General features: G+C 27.9%; 22 protein-coding genes. 10 read left to right on the forward strand and 12 right to left on the reverse strand.

Annotated elements, in window-relative coordinates; translation table 11 throughout:
* Positions 1 to 36 precede the first annotated feature (36 nt).
* The 5 genes from mraY to murC are packed head-to-tail and all read left to right on the forward strand — an operon-like array spanning position 37 to position 5,817.
* Positions 37 to 987, forward strand: coding sequence for a phospho-N-acetylmuramoyl-pentapeptide-transferase (mraY, locus tag BUA62_RS02085; protein ID WP_072862950.1), 951 nt, complete (start codon positions 37 to 39; stop codon positions 985 to 987).
* Positions 984 to 2,291: a UDP-N-acetylmuramoyl-L-alanine--D-glutamate ligase gene (murD, locus tag BUA62_RS02090; protein ID WP_072862952.1), complete on the forward strand. Its 1,308-nt coding sequence runs from the start codon at positions 984 to 986 to the stop codon at positions 2,289 to 2,291. The genes mraY and murD overlap by 4 nt, the downstream gene beginning before the upstream one ends.
* Positions 2,291 to 3,445: an FtsW/RodA/SpoVE family cell cycle protein gene (locus BUA62_RS02095; protein WP_072862954.1), complete on the forward strand. Its 1,155-nt coding sequence runs from the start codon at positions 2,291 to 2,293 to the stop codon at positions 3,443 to 3,445. Before murD ends, BUA62_RS02095 begins: the two co-directional genes overlap by 1 nt.
* Positions 3,435 to 4,472, forward strand: a complete 1,038-nt coding sequence (locus tag BUA62_RS02100; RefSeq protein WP_072862956.1) for a UDP-N-acetylglucosamine--N-acetylmuramyl-(pentapeptide) pyrophosphoryl-undecaprenol N-acetylglucosamine transferase — start codon at positions 3,435 to 3,437, stop codon at positions 4,470 to 4,472. Before BUA62_RS02095 ends, BUA62_RS02100 begins: the two co-directional genes overlap by 11 nt.
* 1 nt (position 4,473) lies before the next feature.
* Entirely contained in the window at positions 4,474 to 5,817 is a 1,344-nt protein-coding gene (murC, locus tag BUA62_RS02105; protein ID WP_072862958.1) for a UDP-N-acetylmuramate--L-alanine ligase, read from the forward strand.
* Positions 5,818 to 5,883: 66 nt separating this feature from the next.
* Here murC and BUA62_RS02110 read toward each other — a convergent pair whose 3' ends face one another.
* Positions 5,884 to 6,216 carry an STAS domain-containing protein gene (locus BUA62_RS02110; RefSeq protein ID WP_084670657.1) on the reverse strand — a complete coding sequence of 111 codons (333 nt, stop codon included), beginning with the start codon at positions 6,214 to 6,216 and terminating at the stop codon, positions 5,884 to 5,886.
* 210 nt (positions 6,217 to 6,426) lie between these two features.
* Between BUA62_RS02110 and BUA62_RS02115 the strand changes: the two genes are divergently transcribed.
* The 5 genes from BUA62_RS02115 to BUA62_RS02135 all read left to right on the forward strand — a co-directional run bounded on the left by BUA62_RS02115 (position 6,427) and on the right by BUA62_RS02135 (position 10,304).
* Positions 6,427 to 6,867: a hypothetical protein gene (locus tag BUA62_RS02115; RefSeq protein ID WP_072862962.1), complete on the forward strand. Its 441-nt coding sequence runs from the start codon at positions 6,427 to 6,429 to the stop codon at positions 6,865 to 6,867.
* A 3-nt stretch (positions 6,868 to 6,870) separates the two neighbouring features.
* A complete protein-coding gene (locus BUA62_RS02120) occupies positions 6,871 to 7,809 on the forward strand; it encodes a hypothetical protein (protein WP_072862964.1) in 939 nt (312 codons plus the stop codon).
* 106 nt (positions 7,810 to 7,915) lie between these two features.
* Positions 7,916 to 8,650, forward strand: coding sequence for a flagellar hook-basal body protein (locus BUA62_RS02125; RefSeq protein WP_072862966.1), 735 nt, complete (start codon positions 7,916 to 7,918; stop codon positions 8,648 to 8,650).
* Between the two features lie 47 nt (positions 8,651 to 8,697).
* Positions 8,698 to 9,483, forward strand: a complete 786-nt coding sequence (gene flgG, locus BUA62_RS02130) for a flagellar basal-body rod protein FlgG (RefSeq protein ID WP_072862969.1) — start codon at positions 8,698 to 8,700, stop codon at positions 9,481 to 9,483.
* Positions 9,484 to 9,497: 14 nt separating this feature from the next.
* Positions 9,498 to 10,304 carry a mechanosensitive ion channel family protein gene (locus tag BUA62_RS02135; RefSeq protein WP_072862971.1) on the forward strand — a complete coding sequence of 269 codons (807 nt, stop codon included), beginning with the start codon at positions 9,498 to 9,500 and terminating at the stop codon, positions 10,302 to 10,304.
* Between the two features lie 52 nt (positions 10,305 to 10,356).
* On the opposite strand, the gene mreB is transcribed toward BUA62_RS02135, so the two are convergent.
* From mreB to glpX, 11 genes are all read right to left on the reverse strand, one after another.
* Positions 10,357 to 11,358: a rod shape-determining protein gene (mreB, locus tag BUA62_RS02140; RefSeq protein WP_072862973.1), complete on the reverse strand. Its 1,002-nt coding sequence runs from the start codon at positions 11,356 to 11,358 to the stop codon at positions 10,357 to 10,359.
* A 60-nt stretch (positions 11,359 to 11,418) separates the two neighbouring features.
* Positions 11,419 to 12,840, reverse strand: a complete 1,422-nt coding sequence (locus tag BUA62_RS02145) for a clostripain-related cysteine peptidase (protein WP_072862975.1) — start codon at positions 12,838 to 12,840, stop codon at positions 11,419 to 11,421.
* Positions 12,841 to 12,886: 46 nt separating this feature from the next.
* Complete coding sequence (rny, locus tag BUA62_RS02150; RefSeq protein WP_084670661.1) at positions 12,887 to 14,458, reverse strand: ribonuclease Y; 1,572 nt, start codon at positions 14,456 to 14,458, stop codon at positions 12,887 to 12,889.
* Positions 14,459 to 14,460: 2 nt separating this feature from the next.
* On the reverse strand, positions 14,461 to 14,934 hold the full coding sequence (locus tag BUA62_RS02155; RefSeq protein WP_072862977.1) for a regulatory protein RecX: 474 nt from the start codon (positions 14,932 to 14,934) through the stop codon (positions 14,461 to 14,463).
* Positions 14,912 to 16,021, reverse strand: coding sequence for a recombinase RecA (recA, locus tag BUA62_RS02160; RefSeq protein WP_072862980.1), 1,110 nt, complete (start codon positions 16,019 to 16,021; stop codon positions 14,912 to 14,914). Before recA ends, BUA62_RS02155 begins: the two co-directional genes overlap by 23 nt.
* On the reverse strand, positions 16,014 to 16,607 hold the full coding sequence (thpR, locus tag BUA62_RS02165; RefSeq protein WP_072862982.1) for an RNA 2',3'-cyclic phosphodiesterase: 594 nt from the start codon (positions 16,605 to 16,607) through the stop codon (positions 16,014 to 16,016). Before thpR ends, recA begins: the two co-directional genes overlap by 8 nt.
* A gap of 1 nt (position 16,608) precedes the next feature.
* Positions 16,609 to 17,145 (reverse strand): CDP-diacylglycerol--glycerol-3-phosphate 3-phosphatidyltransferase, encoded by a 537-nt coding sequence (gene pgsA, locus BUA62_RS02170; protein WP_072862985.1) that lies wholly within the window; start codon positions 17,143 to 17,145, stop codon positions 16,609 to 16,611.
* Complete coding sequence (gene rimO, locus BUA62_RS02175) at positions 17,142 to 18,446, reverse strand: 30S ribosomal protein S12 methylthiotransferase RimO (protein ID WP_072862987.1); 1,305 nt, start codon at positions 18,444 to 18,446, stop codon at positions 17,142 to 17,144. Before rimO ends, pgsA begins: the two co-directional genes overlap by 4 nt.
* A gap of 121 nt (positions 18,447 to 18,567) precedes the next feature.
* The gene (locus BUA62_RS02180) at positions 18,568 to 19,533 is read right to left on the reverse strand and encodes an ATP-binding protein (RefSeq protein ID WP_072862989.1); all 966 of its coding nucleotides are present in this window, start codon (positions 19,531 to 19,533) and stop codon (positions 18,568 to 18,570) included.
* 281 nt (positions 19,534 to 19,814) lie between these two features.
* Entirely contained in the window at positions 19,815 to 20,618 is an 804-nt protein-coding gene (locus BUA62_RS02185) for an SAM hydrolase/SAM-dependent halogenase family protein (protein WP_072862991.1), read from the reverse strand.
* Positions 20,615 to 21,661, reverse strand: coding sequence for a class II fructose-bisphosphatase (gene glpX, locus BUA62_RS02190; RefSeq protein WP_268775998.1), 1,047 nt, complete (start codon positions 21,659 to 21,661; stop codon positions 20,615 to 20,617). The genes BUA62_RS02185 and glpX overlap by 4 nt, the downstream gene beginning before the upstream one ends.
* Between the last annotated feature and the right edge of the window lie 27 nt (positions 21,662 to 21,688).

The raw sequence follows: 21,688 nt of genomic DNA on the forward strand, positions 1-21,688 counted from the left end.
ATTTTGATTTTTATAGGTTGGAAAAAGGAGGAAGAAATGTTATTATTATTTTCTTTAATTATTATTTTTTCTGAATTTTTATTGTATCCAAAATATATCAAGTGGGCTAAAAAGCGTCAATTCGGTCAATATATTCGCCCAGAAGGTCCAGATCTTCACGGATATAAACAGGGAACTCCTACTGCTGGTGGAATCATTTTTATCCCGACTATTGTTGTTATGAATATTGTTGCTTATTTCTTTTTAAAAGATATTATTTTTTTATACATTTCAATTTCCTCATTGTTATTTGGATTTATAGGCTTTTTTGATGATTTTAGCTCTATTCTAAAAAAAGATGCTATGGGTTTAACTCCAAAAAGAAAATTACTCCTTCAAATATTATTTTCAATGATTTTATTTTTTTCGTTTTTTAAAGAAAATAATAATATTAATCTCTATATTCCATTTATTAAATCAGCTTTATCTGTAAATGTAAAATTATATTTTTTATTTTATATTTTCTTTTTCACAGGTTTTTCAAATGCCACTAACCTAACAGATGGTTTAGATGGTTTAGCAGGCGGAACATTTGTAATATCCTCAATATTTACAATATTAATTGGTGTATTATTTTTTCATACACCAGTATTTTTATTGTTTACTATTACATTACCCGTCTCTATTTTTCTTTTATTTAATGCCAAACCAGCAAAAGTTTTTATGGGAGATACTGGCTCTCTTGCATTGGGAGCTATATTAGCTGCTTTAACTTCTTATTATCATATAGAATTGTTTTTAATTTTTACAGGATTTATATTTGTAGTTGAAACACTTAGTGTTATTATTCAGGTTTCTTCTTTTAAATTAAGAGGTAAAAGGGTCTTTTTAATGTCTCCAATACATCATCATTATGAATTAAAAAAGTGGCCTGAAGAAAATATTACTTTCAGGTTTATTATAATCAATATTATATTTTCATTAATAGGTCTTGGGGGTATATTATGAAAATCTGTCTTGTAGGTTATGGTTTAAGCAATGAAGCGCTACTTAAAAATATCTTAATTAAAGAAAATGTTGAAATAAGTGTAAGTAATAATAAGCCTTTTTCCAACAAGGATATTATCTTTTTTGAAAATAATGGTATTTTATATGAGGACAGACATGGAGATTTATTAAAAAATACTGATTTAGCAATTATCAGCCCAGGCATTCCTCCAACAAGTTTACCCATTCAAATAATAAAAGAAAAAAATATACCTTATACTACAGAAATTGCATATACATGGAAAAAAATCAAAAAAGAAAATCCTCAGGCAATGTTCATAGCAATCACAGGAACAAATGGTAAATCCACAACAACAAAATTAATAGGCCACCTCTTAGAAGATTCTTATAATATTTTTGTAGGTGGAAATCTTGGAACACCTCTTTCTAATGCTAATTTTAACAAAGAAATTTATGTCACTGAAGTTTCGAGTTTTCAATTGTTTTGGGGGAATAAGTTTATCCCAGAGCTTTCTGTTTTGATTAATCTAATGCCTGATCACCTTGATTGGCATTCATCCCTTGATGAATATTATTATACAAAAATAAATTTAATACTTAAAAGTATTGATAATAAAGGTATTGGATTTGTTAATTCAAATTTGAAATCCTACATTAATTCCAACAATAAAAATTTATTCTTTTTCGGGGAAAATGGTGATTATTTGTGGAAAAATAACATGATAGAAACAAAAAATAATATTAATATAAAAGTAGAAAATGAAGTTTTAAGTTTAGACTTATACAGAGAAGATATATTAGCTGCAGTTGCCGTTGCATTAAACCTTGATATATCTAAAGAATTAATTGAAAAAAAGATAAAATCATTTAAATCACTAGAACATAGATTAGAATATATCGGTGAGTATAGGGGTATTAAATTTTTTAATGATTCAAAAGCAACCAATGTTCACGCTGCATTTTCCGCTTATAAATCCTTTAAAGGGAAAAAATATATTGCTCTATTATCAGGCCGACCTAAAAATGAAGATATGACTGATTTTTTAATTGAATTACAAAATAATGCACAAAAGACCCTTGTTTTCGGAGAAATGGCTAACGAAATAAAAAAATATCCCTTTTTTACTAATTACATTATAGAGGAAAATTTAGAATTAGCTATTAGAAAGGCTGTTTCTCTGGCAAAAAAGAATTACTATATTATATTTTCACCTGCAGGTGCAAGCTACGATTTATTTAAAAATTACAAAGAGCGCGGAAAAATATTTAAAAAAGAAGTATATAAACTTATGGAGATGGTATAGTGAAAAAGTCTCAAATCTTAAGAAATAGGGCTATTTTATTTATAAGTGCTGTTGGTATGGCTTTAATCCTTGGAACATTTTTTGTATATAGTTCTTTAAAAGCTATGGAATATACATTTTCAACTGTACAAATAGATAAAATGTTTCAAAAACACATATTCACAATTTTATTTTCTTCTTTTTTAGGATTTATTGCTTTTTTCTTATCTAAACGCATTACAAAAAGCCGGCATTTTATGAATATACTTTTTGTGTTTTTTACAGTATTGCTTGTCTTAGCTCTAACTCAATCACCTATTAATGGTACTAAACGATGGATTTCTATTTTGGGGATTCAAATACAACCATCAGAGTTCATAAAATTATTTTTACCTTTATATTTATCATGGTATTATTATAAAATTAAAGAAAAAAAATCAACATTTACATTTGGTATAGTGATTCCTTTAATAATCATATTTCTAGAAATATCTTTAATATTTTTAGAACCAGACTTAAGTTCATCAATCTTAATATTTATACTTGCAATATTGACTATCTATGTTAACGGAGTAAAAAATATACATTTTTACTTAACCATAATCTTGATAATAATAACAGGACTATTTATTATAGCAAATACCAATTTCCTTCAAGATTATCAAAGATCACGATTAGAACAATTTTCAAATAAAGAAGAAAACTATCAATTGCAACAATCGTTAGACGCTATAACAAGCGGAGGTTTGTTTGGATCTGGCACATTTATTGGTGAAGAAAAATACACGGTTCCATATTCATATAGCGATTTCATTATAGCTGTAATTGGTGAAGAATGGGGAAAATTTGGAATTCTCATGGTTATTACTCTATATTTTTTAATATCTAGGGAGCTAATTTTAATTTCAAATTATATTAAAAATTCAGCTGCACGTAATTTTATGGTTGTATTTGCATTCTGGATTTTTTTTCAAAGTTTTATTAATATCGGAGTTTCTGTTGGTATGTTGCCTACAACAGGTGTAACTCTCCCTTTAATGAGTTATGGAAACTCATCTTTATTAATTACACTAATTTCTATTGGGTATATTATGGGAATGATCTATTATGAAATAATTGAAGAAAAAGTTATAGACAAAATAGAACAAAAGGTGGAAAGCACAGATGAAATATAAAATTGTTGTATCTGGCGGTGGAACTGGAGGTCATTATTATCCAGCTTACGCTGTTATTAAAGAATTAGAAAAAAATATAGATGTTGAATTAACATATTTTACTATATATAATAGATTAGATTATTTTAAGGTGCCAAAAGATTTCCCTGACGCTCAACATATCCCATTAAAGGTTAAAGGATTAATAAGACCCTTGTATTCAATAAAAAATATCAATGTGTTAATTAATACATATATAAATTATATCAAGGTTAAAAAAATTCTTAAACAAATTACTCCAAACTTTATTATATTAACAGGAGGCTATGTGACAGTACCTGTGGGATTAGCAGCAAAAGATTTAAATATTCCTATTTTTATTCTTGAACAAAATAAAATAATGGGTGTTGCCAACAGAGTTCTTAGCAAATATGCGAAAAAAATCTTTCTTACGTATAATAATACAATAGGAAATAAATATCCTGAAAAAAGTATAACAAGTGGTAATCCTCTAAGAATACCTTCAAATATAAATAGAAATAAATTATTGAATGATTTGGATTTTAATGAATCTTTGCCTTTGATTACTATATTTGGCGGAAGTCTTGGCTCTGAATTTATTGATAATTTAATGATAGACGTATATAATAAGATTACAAATATCAATTTTATCCATATATCAAAAAAACTAAAATCAAAATGGGAAAATGTGAAAATATTTGATTATTTGGACAATCTAACAGAATACCTCGCTATTAGCGATATGGTTATTAGCCGTGGAGGTGCGACAAGTTTATCAGAGATTGATTTTTTTGAAATACCTGCTATAATTATACCATGGGGAAATTCTGCAGAAAATCAACAATTTTTAAATGCAAAAGGTATTAATAAAGAAAATATACATATATTTACCGAAAATGACGTAAAACCACAAAGTATAATTGATATAATATATAATGTAAAGAAAAAAAATAATTATACTATAAAAAAACAAAATCCTTCAAAATTTATTGTAAAAACAATTTTAGACTCATTAGGAGGCGCCTAAAATGAAATACTTTTTTTCCGGAATTGGCGGAATAGGTATGAGTTCCTTAGCACTTTATACAAAATATAAAGGTTTTGACGTAATTGGATCAAACAACCTGGAATCAGAAAGAACAAAATATTTAAAATCAAAAAATATAGATGTTAAAATTGGTCATAATAAGGAAAACATCGCAAATGCCGATTTAATAATTAAAAGTACTGCTATAAAAGATTCAAATCCAGAAATTCAACATGCTAAAGATTTGAATATACCTATTTTAAATAGAATGGAATATTTGAATTATATCTTAAAGAGCAATTATAGTGTTGGAATTACTGGAACTGATGGCAAAACAACCACTACTGCTATGATATCTCATATATTAAAAACTGCAAAATGTGATCCAACTGTATTTTTAGGAGGTATTCATGATAGTTTAGAAGATGGTAATTTCAGAGTTGGCTCAGGCCCTATAATTAGCGAAGTTGATGAAAGTGATGGTTTTATAAAAGATACAATTTCAGATGTTTCAATAATAACAAATTTAAGACCTGATCATTTGGAACATTATAATAATTCTTTTGAAAATCTTATTGATTCAATATATACACATGCTTCTCATGCAAGAGACTTTGTATTATTAAATGGCGATGATTCTATATTAAATACTTTTTATGATAATTTAGTTATAAAATTTGGTTCTACAAATAGTTCAGAATATTATTTTACAAACAGGACCCCTTATGGATATTACCAAACCTTTGATGTAAATTATAAAAACAAATTTATTGGGCAAATTAAAATGAATTTACCAGGTGTTCATTATGCATATGATGCAATTGCTGCAATTGCATATGCTTTAGAAGCTGGAATTTCCTTCGATAAAATTAAATTTGCATTTGAAACTTTTAATTCGGTTAATAGACGTTTTAATGTATTATTTAAAAACAGTCATATTTTTGTTGTTGATGATTATGCACATACTCCTGAAGAAGTAGAACATACCATTAAAGCAGCAAAAGAATATTTCCCTGAATATCCTATAATAGCGGTCTTTCAACCTCATCGATACACAAGATTATTCAGACATTATAAACAATTTAGCGAAGCTCTAAAAAATGCTGATAAGGTTTTTGTATACAGAATTTATTCAGCCTTCGAAGATCCAATTGATGGTATTGATGAATTAAAAATGGCAAAATTAATTGAAAATTCTGAGTTTATAAACTCAGAAAATGAAATGATTGATAAAATTTTAGATTTAAATGATGGTGTCTTTTTATTTCTTGGAGCTGGAGATATTACAGAAGTTGCAAAAAAGGTAAGCAATATATTCATAAAAAAATATGCAAATGCAATATAAAAATTCCTGGGGCTCCCCAGGAATTTTTATTTGATTTTATTCTAAATTTTTTACATTCATTTATATTTATTTTATTTCTTCTAAAGTATCAACTATTTTTACAATTTTATCAAGTTTTGTCATCTCAAAAATTTTTCTAACCTGCGGTTGCAACCCAACAAGAATTAATTCTTTTTTTAAATTTCTTGACTCTTTTAACAAACTTACAATTGCTCCTAATCCAGCACTATCAATATAAGAAACCAAAGACATATCAATAACATATTTAGAAAAAGACAATTCAACTAATTTTTCTTTAGTTTTTTGCTTAAACGTTGCGGAATGATAAGCATCAATTTCTCCCTCAACTTTAATCAAATAATAATTATCTTTCTCGGAAAAATCTACAGTAAAATCCATTATAACACCTCCATCTTAATTTTCTTTCTTAAATAAATTATAACATATTTCTTTTTTTATTCAAAGGTTCCCAAATTTTTATGCATCACAAAAAAATATTTATTTTGTTTTTAATTTTTTTTATGTTGAACTTGATTTTTTTAAAAAAATATGATATATTATTTATATATATATAAGGCGTATTGCATTTTTATAATTTGGAGGTGGCTTATGAAAACTTTAGCTCTCACATTTATACTTATTGGACTGGTAATAATATTATCGGTTTTTTGGGGATATTCTTTAACTTTCTGGAAAACATTGGAATTCATTTTGGGATTTATATTAATAATAAGCGGAATTAATCCAAAACAAAAAGTTGAACTTACAAAAAATAAGAAAAAATTAGTATTAGAGGGAAAAGAAGCAGAAGAAGTTATAGATGATATTTTAGATTCACAAAGAGGCCTGTTTTTTAAATTTCTAAAAAAAACACACAAGAATTTTAGATTTAAAACTTTTATCTTTGGATTAATATCTGGTATAACCTTAATTCTAGATAGTTTAAACATAATTGATACCAATTTAAATTTTTGGGAGGTATTATTGGTGATTTTGGGGTCATGGTTAATCGCTTCAGGAATCTCAACTATATTTTTTAGGGGGAAATAAAAAATGATAATGGGAATTATTTCAATATTAATCGGAATTCTAATATTTGCAAGTTTAATATTTAAAGTGTCTTTCACAATAAGTTTAATAATTGAATTGATATTATCTTTAATATTTATTTTTAATGGTATGAAAATATTCAAAAATTTTAAAAGTGAAAATCTTGGATATTTAATTTTTGGAATTATTCTACTTTTTGATATGTTTAATTTATTCAATTTTGACGCCTCAATGGGAGAACTTATTTTACTATTCATTGGAGCTCAATTATTAGCCAGTGGTATTGATTTTTTCATTAGAGATTTTACTCAAAATCATTCAAAAAATACTATTTCTAAAAATGAACAATTTTTCGAATTGCAAGAAAACAAACAAATAAAAGTTTCTATGGATGTGGATTGGAATAAATGTAATATCACTTCTCATAATGAAAATAAAATTAAGATCAACAGCAAATATAACAAATCTATTTTTAAGCAAAAAATTAATTTCACAGATAATAACTTCATTTTTGAAGAAAAGTTGAGAATAAATTCTATTAACATTCCTGAAAGAGCTGAAAGCTTTATTTACCTACCATCTAAAATAAATGCTATTCTTAATATTCACTCAAATGTAAGTGAATTAGTTTTAGATTTATATGATATCAATTCGAATTATACCAAAGTAAATGCTAAAGCTTCAAAATTACATTTAATACCTTCATCTAAAATAGATTCTAATATTGATATAAATATACAGGTAAGCAATTTAATTTTAGAAATACCTTCTAATGTGTTTGTAATTATTAATTTTATAGGAGATTTAACATTAAAAGAGTTAAATAATTTCACACAAAAAGATGATTCAACACTTGTATCAAACAATTTCAAAACAGCAAAATATACATGTAAAATTAATATATCTTCTGAAATGTCAAAGATTTCTTCTTTTACAAGCTAATCAATAAATATTCTTAAAAAATCAGCCCTCACGGGCTATTTTTTTTAGGATAAGATGTTTTTCAAAAAGAAATATATTAATGAGTACTATCGCAGGAGGCGATTAAATGAATAGAGGATTATATATTTCAACTATGGGAATGCTTGCAAACATGGCTCAATTAGATAATATATCAAATAATCTATCTAATGCTGATACCGTTGGTTATAAAAAAGATGAAACCATGTTTAAAGCATATCTTGAAAAGGAATTCAGAAATTACGATTCAAATGATATTAAAAAAGGAAAACATATTGGATATATGGAAACCGCTTTAATTGCTGATGAAACAAAACCCATTTTATCTCAGGGACAAATTGTAAAAACAAACAATCCTCTGGATTTTGCTATATTTGGTTATGGTTTTTTTAAAATTGAAAGAAATTCTCAATTTTTTTACTCACGAAATGGTGAATTTAAAAAAGATTTGAACGGTTTCTTAGTAACTTCTGATGGTGACTATGTTTTGGATTCTAATAATCAACGAATTCAATTACCAAAAGATTTTACTGTTGACGAATCTGGAAATATATATAACGGAACACAATTTACAGGGCAAAAAATTTCAATTGTAAATCTTAATGCTCCATCTAAATTTGGCAATAATCTTTTTACTGGTGAAGAAATAGCCTCGAATAATTTCAAAATAATTCAAGGTAGTATAGAAAAATCAAATGTTAACACATTAAAAGAAATGATTAATTTAATAAATGCCAATAGAGCATTTAGTATAATGGAAAAATCTATACAAACTCAAGATTTAATGACGGGTAAAATTATAGAAAGCGCTCAAAGAATATAAAATAATAAAAGAATATAAAATAATATAATTTCAAGGAGGAAAAGACTATGTTAGTATCCCTTTATTCAGCATCAACAGGAATGATTGCACAACAGAGAAGACTTGATACAATATCTAATAATTTATCCAATGTAGACACTACTGGTTATAAAGCTCAAAGGATTGAGTTTCAAGATTTGTTATATACTCCTATTAAAGAAGCGGGTACTCCAACAGCTCAAAATTCCGTGCTACCTACAGGTGAATACGTTGGACATGGGGTACGTATCGCAGCAACCAACAGAATTTTCACTCAAGGGAATATTGAACAAACTGGTGGAACATTTGATTTAGCTATAATGGGCGACGGTTTCTTTCAGGTACAATTACAAGATGGAAGGATTGCTTATACAAGAGATGGCTCCTTCAAAGTAGATGCTAATGGAAGACTTATTAATTCAAATGGATTGCTTTTAGTGCCTAATATTACATTACCTACAAATGCCGAAAGTGTTAATGTATCTCCAGATGGAATTATAAGTGCGAAATTACCAGATGGTACTATACAGAATGTTGGTAACTTAACACTTGTTAGATTTGTAAATCCAGCAGGATTAAAAGCAATAGGAAACAACCTATTTTTATCAACACCAGCTTCTGGTGTTGCAACAGAGGGTATTCCTAATCAAGATGGTTATGGTTCAATAGAACAGGGTGCATTAGAAAAATCAAATGTCGATGTTGTAAAAGAAATGGTTAATATGATTGTGGCTCAAAGAACTTATGACCTCAATGCTAGAGCGGTTCAAACCGCTGATGATTTCTTAAGAACTATCGGAACATTAAAAAGATAATAGGAGATAACATTATGAACATAAATTGGAACATGATTATCGATTATTCTATACGCATTGGAATCAGTATAATTGTTCTATTTTTGTCTAAATTTTTTTCAAAAATTTTTTATTCTTCTTTGGTAAAAGTTGCAGAAAAAACGGGAAGAAGTTTATCCTATAAAAATACATTAAAAGTTTTAATAAATATAGCTACGTATACCTTAGGTGGATTTGTTATTTTATCTCTAATTTTTAAAGATTTTATGCCTTTTTTAACAGGATTAGGTGTTTCAGGTGTAATTGTTGCTTTTGCTATTCAAGAACCTTTAGCTAATTTCATCTGTGGAATCCTTTTAATGTTTTCAAAAGCTATAAAAGAGGGTGATGCCATAGAAGTAAATGGTATTGCGGGAGTTGTTTCACAGATAGATTTAAATCATACTCTTTTAAAAACATTTGATGGAAAGCTGGTAAGAATTCCAAATAAAACCATGTGGAGCAGCTCAATAACAAATTATTGGCCAACTGATATTAGAAGAAGTGAAATAAATATAGGTGTTTCATATAAAACAAATTTAAAAGAATTTTTAGAGTTAATAAACATTTATTTTAAAAATTCCACTTTAATATATAAAGATGAAAATCATAATCCTTTTGTCCTATTTTCTAAATTTGGAGATTCTTCAATAGATTTTTCAATTAAATTCTGGTTAAAAAGAGAAGATTATTTCGAAGGAACTAAAAAAATCGCAACAGAAATCTTCGAACTTTTAAACAAAAATAATATTGAAATTCCATTTACTCAAATAGATGTTAATATAAAAAACGAGAAACTCTAATTATAAAAGACCACTAAATATAAGATAAAAGAGGCGAATAATCGCCTCTTTTTTATATAACTGCTATTTTAGATAACAATTCAGGATTATCCAATAAAATCCAAGCTCCTTGTGCTACACAGAGTTGTGGATTTTCTGCCACTACTGTCTTTACTCCAGTTCTCTCTTCAAATAATTGCGCTAATCCACGCAAATTAGCTGTTCCACCCGCTAAATATATTCCGTTTTTTAATATATCTGCAGACAACTCTGGTGGGGTATGCTCTAAAACTGTTTTAGTTTTTTGTATAATTTCATTAAGCACTCCTTCAATAGCCTCAAAAATATCATCTGAATTGATTAATCTTGATGAAGGCATTCCACTAGCGATATCCTGGCCTCTTACTTCTATTTCTAATGTTTCCATATCTTTATGTGCTTTTCCAATTTCTTTCTTTAAAAATTCTGCTGTTGCCTCACCTATTAAAAATTTATACTTTCTCTTTATGTATTTAATAATCTCTATATCCATTGCCTCTCCAGCTAATTTTATTGATTCTGAAATTACACTTCCACTTAAACTAATCACTGCAATATCTGTTGTTCCACCACCAAGATCTACTATTAAATGTCCATTTGGTTTTGTTATATCAAGACCTATACCTATGGCAGCAATAATAGGTTCTAAAACTAAAAACGCTTTATTTGCTCCCACTTTTTCTGCCGCATCCTTAACAGCTCTTCTTTCTACATCTGTAGTTCTAGCTGGAATTCCTATTACAAGATTTGGTTTTGAAGGTAAAAATCCTGTTTTAGCCTGTTTAATAAAAAATCTTAATAATTGTTCTATTAAAGAAGGATATGCAATTACTCCATCCTGCATAGGATGCACTATTTCAACACCATATGGTGTTTTTCCTACCATTGCTTTTGCCTCATTACCAAATGCTGTTATAGTATTTGTTAGCTTATCTACTGCAACTACAGAAGGTTCATTAATTAATATTCCTTCATTTTTTTTATATACTATAAAAGTTGCTGTCCCTAAATCTATTCCTAAATCATGTTTAGCCATATTCTTTCCTCCTATACATTTTTCAACTTTAATTATACAAGAAAAAATCTAAAAAAACAACTATTTATTTTTTATAATATTTTTCCACGTTGTTTCTATCCAACTTTGAAAGTCGTTATAAAAAGAGAGTGCCTTATAATCTTCGTAATAACTATTACTTAAATTAAATATATCTTCAAACATTATTCCAATACCGCTATATTGCGGATAATCAACGCCATCAATTCTCACTACAGAATTTACAATTGCTGGGTTTACATAATTACTTAAAAATTCTCCTGTGTTTAGTATTAAGCTATTAATATCTAACATATCTGTCGGTTCTGAAACATAATTATTTCCATCATTTTTATATAAATTATAATTACTTTCTGTATTTATTATATTGTCAACCTTATTCCATATTATATTTATTTTTTTCATATCAACTCCTACAAGACTTAATCTATCTAAATAAAATTCTTCAGTATAATAATATTTATATTTTTTTATAATATTAGAAACAAATGACTTTTCTAAATTATTAATATCTAAATCATGAAAAAAATCATAGTAAAAACCAAATCCCGCAATGCTATATACTGAACCAATGAAATAATCCACCAAATCTTTAAATTCATATATAATTTCAAAACTTGTCATATTACATGCATCAAATGCAAGTATATTAATTTTTACATTATACTTATTATTGTATTCACTAATAACACTTTTAATATCCTTTATTTTTAAATAACTATTAGTTGTATCATCCTGAATAATGGCTTTTGGTTGAATTTTTATACCTTTTGACTCCCAAGCCCAACCATTACCATGATCCCACAAATCCAATATTTTTATAGTATTTTCATTTTTTACTGCTAATTTTTCTAAAAATTTAAAAATTGTTTTTGTTGACGCAGAACTCAATTCACTATCAAATTGCAATTCTTCTGGTACATATCTATATTCAAAATATTGTCCATTAAAATTTGAAATAAATATTATTTCATCTCTTTTTGCATATCTATCTCCTAAAACTGTAACTACAGTATTTATTGATGATTGTTTTATAGATTTTTCAATTTCTGAAATATCAAGATCAAAAAAATAATCTAATTCATTTGTTATAGGATCCTCATATTTTACATCAAGACTATTATCCGCTCCACCATACAACAAAAACTGTAAATCTGGTTCTATTTTTTTTATAATATCTGTATATTGTCTATTCTTATAAAATTCTGTTAATTTTATCGTTATTTCATCATGTAAAATTAGATTTGTTTTTAATTTATAAATAATATCACCATCATAGCTATAAATTAATGAATTTCCATTATAAATCTCAATTTTTGTAATAGGTCTTGAAAATTCTAAAACCAGAGGCATTCCTTCTAAATATTCTTTCGTAAGTAACGGACTTTGTTTTTGAAAGGTTATACATGATGAAAGAAACAAAATCATAATTGCAAATAAAATTATCAAAGTTATTTTCTTCATAAATCACCTCTGTATTTTTAAAATGGCGGCTTAAAGCCGCCATTTATTATGAAGCATAAGCTACACTTCTCTTTTCTCTAATAACTGTAACTTTAATAACTCCAGGATATTCCATAATCTCTTCAATCTTAGCAGAAATATCTCTTGCTAATTTGTCAGCTAAAGCATCATCAATCTTATCAGGTTGCACAATAACCCTTAATTCCCTTCCTGCTTGAATTGCATAAGCTTTATCAACATGTCTAAAACTTTTTGCTATTTCTTCTAATTGCTCAATTCTTCTAATATAATTTTCAAGTGTTTCTCTTCTTGCACCAGGTCTAGCAGCAGAAACTGCATCAGCAGCACCAACAATTACAGCTTCTGGAGTCATTGGATCCACTTCATTATGATGATATTGAATAGCATTCACAACTTCTAACCTTTCATTATATCTCTTTGCAATTTGACCTCCAACAACGGCATGTGACCCTTCAACTTCATGATCTATAGCTTTACCTATATCGTGTAATAAAGCTGCTCTTCTTGCTAATTCAACATTTAATCCCAATTCTGATGCCATTAACCCAGCAAAGTTTGCAACCTCAATTGAATGTTCTAATACATCCTGTCCATAACTTGTTCTGAATTTTAATCTTCCCAATAGTTTCACTAATTCAGGATGTAACGGCTTAATTCCAACCCTCATAACTGCTTCTTTGCCTGCCTCTTTGATTATATCTTCTAATTCTTTTTTGGTTTTTTCATAAACCTCTTCTATTCTTGCTGGATGAATTCTTCCATCAGCTACTAATGCTTCTAGCGTTCTTTTTGCTATTTCTCTTCTTAACGGATTAAATCCAGAAATAACAACAACTTCAGGTGTGTCATCAATTATTAAATCACAACCTGTCATTTTTTCAAATGCTCTAATATTTCTTCCTTCTCTACCTATGATTCTTCCTTTCATATCATCTGTAGGTAATGGGACAGTTGCTGTTGTTATTTCTGACGTAACATCTGATGCATACCTTTGAACAGCTATACTAACTACCCATTGAGCATGTTTTTTTGCATCTTCTTCATATTCTTCTTTAATAGACTTGTATTTTTGAGCCAATTCTAACTCATATTTTTCTCTTGCTTCATTTAGTACCTTTTCTCTTGCTTCTTCCATTGTTAAATTAGCTATTTCATACAATTTATTTTCCAATTCTTCTTTCAATTTCTGAATTTCTTCCTTTTCTCTATCCACCTTATTTTTTAATTCTTCAAGATTTTGTTCTTTTCTATCAATCATCTCTTCTCTTCTAATTAATCTTTCTTCCATTGATTTTATTTCTTCTTTTTCAAGTTTAAGTTCCCTATTAAATTCTTCTTTCATTTTTTGAATTTCTTCTTTACTTTCAATAAGCGCTGATTTAACAATATTTTCTGCTTCTTTTTCTGCATTTCTTATTATTTCATCTTTTTCTCTTTTGGCTATTTCTATTTCCATTTTTAGTTGTTCTTTTTCAGATTTTAGTTTTTCTATAAACTCCTTATTTCCTTTTTCTAAACCTTTATTTAAACCAAATTTATATAAAATACCAGACATTATTGCCAAAATTACAATAATGATTATATATATATAATCCATCATTATTCACCTCCAACTTCATTTAAAACTTCTTCAACTAAATACATATCAAATCCCCTTTTATAAAGATATTCTTTAATTTTCCTTTTATCTTTTTTAAGCTTAAGTTGCGATAAAATTATATCACGAATAATTTCTTTTAAATTTATCTCTTTTAGCACTTTATCAATAGCAGCATAAATAATATTTTCTTCAATATGGAACTTTCTAGATAACTCCATTTTTATTATATATGGCCCCTTTTTATTCAAGGTAAGCTTATCATATGCATAAAAATATGCAAATAATTCGTCATCCAGCATTTTAAATTCTTTTAATTTATCAATTATTCTATCAATTACACCTTCATCGAACCCCTTTTCAAGGAGTCTACTTTTCATTTCAAATTCTGATCTGGCTCTGAACTTCAACAAATTAATTGCACTTTTTTGTGCAGAATCTTCATCAAATGGATCAACCGATTTCTTTCTCTTCATTCTCTACATCAGAAACTCCTTTACTATTTATCTTTTCTTTTAAGTCATCCGGTATAACAAGCCCTAACTTTTCTCTAATTCTATATTCAATTTCTTCAAGAAGATATGGATTACTTTTTAAATAATCAAGAGACTTTATCTTTCCCTGACCTAAACTAATTTCATTACCAGCTAAGTCTGTATATGAGAACCATGCGCCGCTTCTTTTTACAATTTCATTTGCGACAGCTAAATTAAAAATATCATTTTCTTTTGCTAATCCCTGACCATATATCATATCAACCTTCACTTCTTTAAACGGTGGCGCTACTTTATTTTTAACTACCTTGATGTTTACTTCATTACCATATGCTTCCTTTCCCTCTCTTAACATTGTTCCCTTTCTTACTTCCATTCTAATTGTTGAATAAAATTTTAATGCAACTCCTCCAGCAGTTGTTTCTGGATTTCCATAAACCGTACCTATCTTCATACGTGTTTGATTAATAAAGATTATGATCGTTTTTGACTTATTAACACTTCCAGCTAATTTTCTCAGAGCTTGAGACATTAATCTTGCCTGAAGACCCATATGAGAATCTCCCATATTTCCTTCTATTTCAGCTCTTGGAACTAATGCTGCAACAGAATCAATTACTACTAAATCCACTATATTGGATCTTACTATACTATCAACAATTTCTAATGCCTGTTCACCAAAATCAGGTTGTGATAATATTAATGTGTCTGGATTTACTCCTAATTTTTTCGCATATTCAAGATCAAGAGAATGTTCTGCATCTATAAATGCCGCAATACCACCTCTTCTCTGGATTTCTGCAATAGAATGCAACGCAAGTGTCGTTTTACCACTTGATTCATTACCATATATTTCTATTATTCTTCCTCTAGGATAGCCTCCAACTCCCAAAGCTGCATCTACAGATAAAACACCACTTGGAACTATATCTAATTTTCTTTCCTCTTCTAAACCTTTTCCTAAAATCATTATTGATCCTTCGCCATAATTTTTTTCTAACTCTTTAACCAATTTATCTAACATTTCTTCTTTATTTATGGCGTCTTTTTTTACAGGTTTTTTAGCCATTAATAATCATTCCTCCCTCAAAATCAATAGTATACAATTTTTTGTAAATCGGCCCTGTTTTTGTCAATGTCGATGAATATATATGAACAGCACTTACAGGCACAATAACTTTTTCAATGTCCAGAACTTTAATAAGCTTTTCCCAAAAATCTGGTACTTTTTTTATTCTTCCAACTGTCAAATGTGGTTGAAAATTACTCTCACTCTCAGAAACCTGAATATTTGATAATTTCAAAGACTTTATAACTTCATTATGCAATTGTTTTAATGTATTTCCACCTTCGACACCTAACCATATAACTCTTGGAAAATCTCTCATTTTAAAATAGCCAACTTCACTTAAACTAAAAGCAAAAGTTGGAAACCCTATTATTCTTTCTTCCATTCTCTTTGCTACTTCTGTAATTTTTGTAATATATGTATCCCCCATAAAATATAAAGTTAAATGAATATTTTCGGGTTTTGTCCAATTTCCTTTAAAACCCATTCTTTCAAGTTTTAATACTGTATCTCTCAAAATATCTCGCACACTTTGATTAACATCAAGAGCTATAAATGTCCGTAAATGTTTATTTTTATTGTTCATTTTACTCCCCCTTAAAATAGACAGTATTCTTTTTTAAATAATTAAACCCGGAAAAAAGCGAAAAAAAGGTCGTTAAAATAATAAGAATTAGATTTAAATTACTTAAAATATTCCATGTTGGTGTTAAATAAAGAGAGGCTATCAAAATAGTCTGAGAAAAAGTTTTAAATTTCCCCCATTTGTCAGCAGCCACCACAACATTTTTATTTGCTAAAAACATTCTTAAGCCACTAATAAAAATATCTCTTATAATAATAATTGCCACAAACCATCCTGGCAATTTATGTATCTCCAAAAATACAATAAATAATGCATTAATGAGTATTTTATCTGCTATTTGATCCATAAACTTTCCAAAATCACTAACAAGATTATATTTTCTTGCAATATATCCGTCCAGCAAATCAGTTAAAGAAACAAAAATATAAACAAAAAAAGCTATTAAATAATACTTTTCATCATAAGTTATAATAAACATAGGAATTGTTGCTAAAATCCTTACAAAGGTTAAAATATTTGGCGCAGTCCATAAACTCATTCCACAATACCCTCCAAATCATATTCGGAAGAATTGGTAATTTCAACAGTTACAAATTCCCCTATTTTTAATTCTTTCTCTGACTTTAAAAAAACATTTCCATCAATCTCTGGGGCATCTGAATATGCTCTTCCAATATAAACTCCATTTTCAAACTCTTCTATTAACACTTTTAAATTTTTTCCTATGAATCTCTCTAATTTTTCAGTTGATATTTCTTTTTGCAATTCCATCAAATCTCCAAGCCTTTTTTCCTTTATTTTATCTTCTACTTTATTAGGCAATAAATACGATGGTGTTCCTTCTTCGTCAAAATACATAAACGCTCCTAATCTATCAAATTCAACTTCATCAACAAAAGATAATAATTCCTCAAAGTTTTCATCTGTTTCACCAGGAAATCCTATTATTACTGTTGTTCTAATTATTGCATCTGGATTTTTTCTTATTTTCGAAATTATTTCTTTCAATTGAGATGTGTTTTTTACTCTACCCATTGACTTTAAAACACTATCCGAACCATGTTGCATAGGAATATCAAAATATTTCACTACTTTATCAAGAGAATTAATCGCTTCTATAATCTCATCATTAATATAATCTGGATGCAGATACATTATTCTAATCCAAAAATCACCTTCAATTGAATTAAGTTCTTTTAATAACTCTGGTAAAGCCTGTCTTCTATATAAATCTACACCGTATAATGTATTATCCTGTGAAACTAAAATTATTTCTTTTATACCATTTTTTATTAGAAATTCTGCTTCATTTTTTATATCTTCAATCTCTCTACTCACAGGATTACCCTTAAAATATGGAATTGAACAAAATGCACAATTTCTATTACATCCATCTGCAATCTTTATATATGCATATGATTTATCTGGAATAACACGATAATCACATTTATATACATCGTAAGGTTGAGATAATTTAAAATAATAATTTTTATTATCAATAGCCTCAACTATTTTTTCTGGTGGTACAACACCTATCAAGCCATCTACTTCTGTTAATTCTTTTCTTAAATCTTCATAATACCTTTCAACTAAACAGCCTATTGGAATTATTTTCATATTTGGATTTTCCTCTTTTAAAGAAACTACATTAAAAATTTCATTTATAGACTCTTCTTTTGCCGGTTCAATAAAACCACATGTATCTATAATAGAATAATCTGCTTCCACAGGATTGTCTGTTAATTCATATCCTTTTTGTAAAAAAATACCTCTTAAAACATCCATATCTGCCTCATTTTTAGGGCAGCCTAATGTTAAAATATATATCTTTTCTTTCATATTTTCCTCCTAAAAAACTGGTCTAAATATTATTATAACATATTTTTCTGATTTCATTGATATTTATAAATTACAATTCTTCTAAATTTTACAAAAAAATTAGCTTCACAAAAGTTTTTTGTTATTTTTCTAAAACAATATTTATAATTGTTCCTTTATTCTTTATTGAATTCACCCTCAACTTCGCATTTTGAAAAATAACAAATCTTTCTAAAAAAACAGTTCCCAATCCTGTTCCATAATCTTTCGTAGTGAAAAAAGGTTTCAAAAATTTTTCTTTTTCTTCTTTATTCATACCTATTCCATTATCAGCAAACATAATTTTATAACATTTTTTCTTTTCTAAGAGTTTAATGATTATAACACTTTTTCCTCTTTTCATTAATACAGCATCAACGGAATTCTGCACTACATTAAATATTGCAGATTTAAACAGCCATATATCACTTTTAATTTCAATATTTGCATCACAATAAAAAACAAAATCTATTTCTGAATATGTATTTTTAAATTCTTTAATTACCTCAATTATTATATCTTTCAAATTAAATAATTTTATCTCTTCTGTTGTTCTAAATAATTCCAATGTTTCACGAACTATATTTTGTATATTGTTTATTTCATGATCTAACTGCTTTAAATATTCTTTTTCACCTGTTAATTCATACATTTGAAAGGTCATTTTTAATCTGGCTATTGGTGTTTTTAACCCATGTGCCGCATTTGCCAATATCTCTCCCAATCTTGCAAAATGTCTGGCATTCTCAAGATTTTTCTTCAATCTTTTGTAATTGGTTATATCGTTTATTGCTATAATAATAAAATTTTCTTTCTTACTTACAATAAATTGTAGGTTTTTTCTTAATTTTTTCGAATATACTTCATATATTCCAGATTCTATAGTCATTTTTATCCCACTTTTAATAATAATCTTCGATAATTGCATTCCATATTTCAAAGATATATTATGAAATATTTCTTTCGCTTTTTGGTTGGACTTTTGTAAAATCCCTTTTTCATCAAACACCAATAAACCAGAACCAATACTATCAAATATAGCATTAAATTTTTCATAATATTCTCTCAAGCCTTCTCTCTCTTTAGTCAATAATATTGAATAAGTCCTAATCATTTCATCCAATTCACGAAATAATCCTGAATATTCAAGATTGTAATATTTCGTATTATAAGCATTTCCTTTATGCAGTATTCTTAAAAGTTTTTTTTCTATTAAAAAATATATGCTGAAATATAAAGACAGAAAGCTTATTGGTAATAAATACCAATAAGCCCACATATTAAATAAATAGAAAAAGAAAAGTAATATTACAGTATGTATAATGGATATCTTTTCTGATAAATCCCAGCCTAATAATTTTCTTTTTTTAATACAATCTCCACTCCTTCAGAATCCAAATTTAAAAGTTCTTTAGCATTTCCTTGATTAACAGCTATCTCTAAAAATCCTGAACTTTCTGGATGTATCAATAATTCACCAGGCAAAACATCACTAAAAACTCTTTCATAATATGCTTTAAATTTTTTATTTTCAAAATGAACAATCACTTCATCATCTTTTTTAAACAACGTTTCACCTAATTCCGATGGTATATTTGTTTGAACATTACCAAAAGTATCAAAAAAAATTACTTCTCCTTCAATGCTTTCATTTTTTATTTCTGGTGTTTTATATCTGAACAAGTTGATAATATCAATTTCATTACCTAATTTTTCTATAGGAACGCCTTTTGACAGATAAGCTGCCGCTGGAGAAAAAATGTCCCTACCATGAAATGTTGTAGAATACCTTTTTCTAAAATAATAATTTTCATTGCTTATTTCAATTAATCTATCTATACCATATTCTTCTGCAACTAATGTTAAAAGTCCATTATCTGGCGCAATAAAATAAAAATTTCTTTTTTTCGCCTTCATAATAATAGGTTTTCTATTGCTTCCAACACCTGCATCTATAACGCTTAAAAATATAGTTCCTTCTGGAAAGTCTTTTGAAAATCTGTGTAAAATATAAGCATTAACCTTTGGATCAAATTTTTTTGTTTCATGTAAAACATCAATTATTTCAACATCTTTATTTATGCTTTTCATTACAGCTTTACACACACCTACATAATAACTATCATTACCCCAATCTGTAAAAAAGGCGATCATATTCCTCCCCCCATATAATCTTCTCGTTTTTTATTTATATTCAAAAGCTTTAAATCTCCTTCTGTAGATTTCAATCTAATCGTTTTATATTGTAAATCATGATATGTTGTAATCCTTCTTATTGTTCTTGTTTTTGAACGCATGACTATACTTTCAGTAATAGCTTTTCCTTTATAAAAATGCACACCCTTTAAAAAATCTCCATCAGTTACTCCTGTTGCCGAAAATAATACATTTTCCCCACCTGCTAAATCCTCAGTATAATATACCTTTTCTAGATTCCATCCATCCTCTATTAATTTTCCTTTTTCTTCTTCGGATTGTGGCCATAACTGTACCTGTAACTCTCCTCCTAAAGTCCTCAATGCTCCTGCTGCTAACACTGCTTCAGGTGATCCACCTATACCTATATATATATCAACACCACTATCAGGCATTGCGGTAGCTATTGCTGCTGCTATATCACCATCACCTATCAATTTTATTCTGGCTCCTACTTTTCTAATTTCATCAATAATTCTACTGTGCCTATCTCTATTTAAAACAACCACAGTTATCTCACTTACAGGAACCTTCAAAGCTGCTGCTGCAACTCTTAAATTTTCTCTTATAGAACTCCTTATATCTAACAAACCTTTTAATTCTGGACCAACTGCAAGTTTATATGAATAAAAAGTTGGCAAATAGGCCAATTTCCCTTTCTCAGCTAATATCATAACACTTATTGCGTTGGGTAATCCAAAAGCAACTAGTCTTGTTCCATCAATAGGATCAACAGCTATATCATATTCATCATCATCTTCATTCCATGTGCCAACCTTTTCACCAATATACAACATAGGCGCCTCATCTTTTTCTCCTTCACCAATAATAACCGTGCCTTTTATTTCTATATAATCAAGCATACCTCTCATAGCGTCTACAGCTGCTTGATCTACAGCATTTTTATCTCCCATCCCTAAATGTAAACTACTGGTTAAAGCTGCCGCTTCTGTCACCCTCACCAAGTCAAGTGTAATCTCTCTATCCATCTTTTCTGTCATCAAATCCCCCCATTCACTTTATTAATG

This window comes from Marinitoga hydrogenitolerans DSM 16785 (genome assembly GCF_900129175.1).
Lineage (GTDB): Bacteria > Thermotogota > Thermotogae > Petrotogales > Petrotogaceae > Marinitoga > Marinitoga hydrogenitolerans.

Coding starts and splice junctions, on each gene's coding strand:
- mraY (WP_072862950.1), top strand. CDS start 37: ATGTTATTATTATTTTCTTTAATTATTATTTTTTCTGAATTTTTATTG.
- murD (WP_072862952.1), top strand. CDS start 984: ATGAAAATCTGTCTTGTAGGTTATGGTTTAAGCAATGAAGCGCTACTT.
- BUA62_RS02100 (WP_072862956.1), top strand. CDS start 3,435: ATGAAATATAAAATTGTTGTATCTGGCGGTGGAACTGGAGGTCATTAT.
- murC (WP_072862958.1), top strand. CDS start 4,474: ATGAAATACTTTTTTTCCGGAATTGGCGGAATAGGTATGAGTTCCTTA.
- BUA62_RS02110 (WP_084670657.1), bottom strand. CDS start 6,216: ATGGATTTTACTGTAGATTTTTCCGAGAAAGATAATTATTATTTGATT.
- BUA62_RS02115 (WP_072862962.1), top strand. CDS start 6,427: ATGAAAACTTTAGCTCTCACATTTATACTTATTGGACTGGTAATAATA.
- BUA62_RS02120 (WP_072862964.1), top strand. CDS start 6,871: ATGATAATGGGAATTATTTCAATATTAATCGGAATTCTAATATTTGCA.
- BUA62_RS02125 (WP_072862966.1), top strand. CDS start 7,916: ATGAATAGAGGATTATATATTTCAACTATGGGAATGCTTGCAAACATG.
- flgG (WP_072862969.1), top strand. CDS start 8,698: ATGTTAGTATCCCTTTATTCAGCATCAACAGGAATGATTGCACAACAG.
- BUA62_RS02135 (WP_072862971.1), top strand. CDS start 9,498: ATGAACATAAATTGGAACATGATTATCGATTATTCTATACGCATTGGA.
- mreB (WP_072862973.1), bottom strand. CDS start 11,358: ATGGCTAAACATGATTTAGGAATAGATTTAGGGACAGCAACTTTTATA.
- BUA62_RS02145 (WP_072862975.1), bottom strand. CDS start 12,840: ATGAAGAAAATAACTTTGATAATTTTATTTGCAATTATGATTTTGTTT.
- rny (WP_084670661.1), bottom strand. CDS start 14,458: ATGGATTATATATATATAATCATTATTGTAATTTTGGCAATAATGTCT.
- BUA62_RS02155 (WP_072862977.1), bottom strand. CDS start 14,934: ATGAAGAGAAAGAAATCGGTTGATCCATTTGATGAAGATTCTGCACAA.
- recA (WP_072862980.1), bottom strand. CDS start 16,021: ATGGCTAAAAAACCTGTAAAAAAAGACGCCATAAATAAAGAAGAAATG.
- thpR (WP_072862982.1), bottom strand. CDS start 16,607: ATGAACAATAAAAATAAACATTTACGGACATTTATAGCTCTTGATGTT.
- pgsA (WP_072862985.1), bottom strand. CDS start 17,145: ATGAGTTTATGGACTGCGCCAAATATTTTAACCTTTGTAAGGATTTTA.
- rimO (WP_072862987.1), bottom strand. CDS start 18,446: ATGAAAGAAAAGATATATATTTTAACATTAGGCTGCCCTAAAAATGAG.
- BUA62_RS02185 (WP_072862991.1), bottom strand. CDS start 20,618: ATGATCGCCTTTTTTACAGATTGGGGTAATGATAGTTATTATGTAGGT.
- glpX (WP_268775998.1), bottom strand. CDS start 21,661: ATGACAGAAAAGATGGATAGAGAGATTACACTTGACTTGGTGAGGGTG.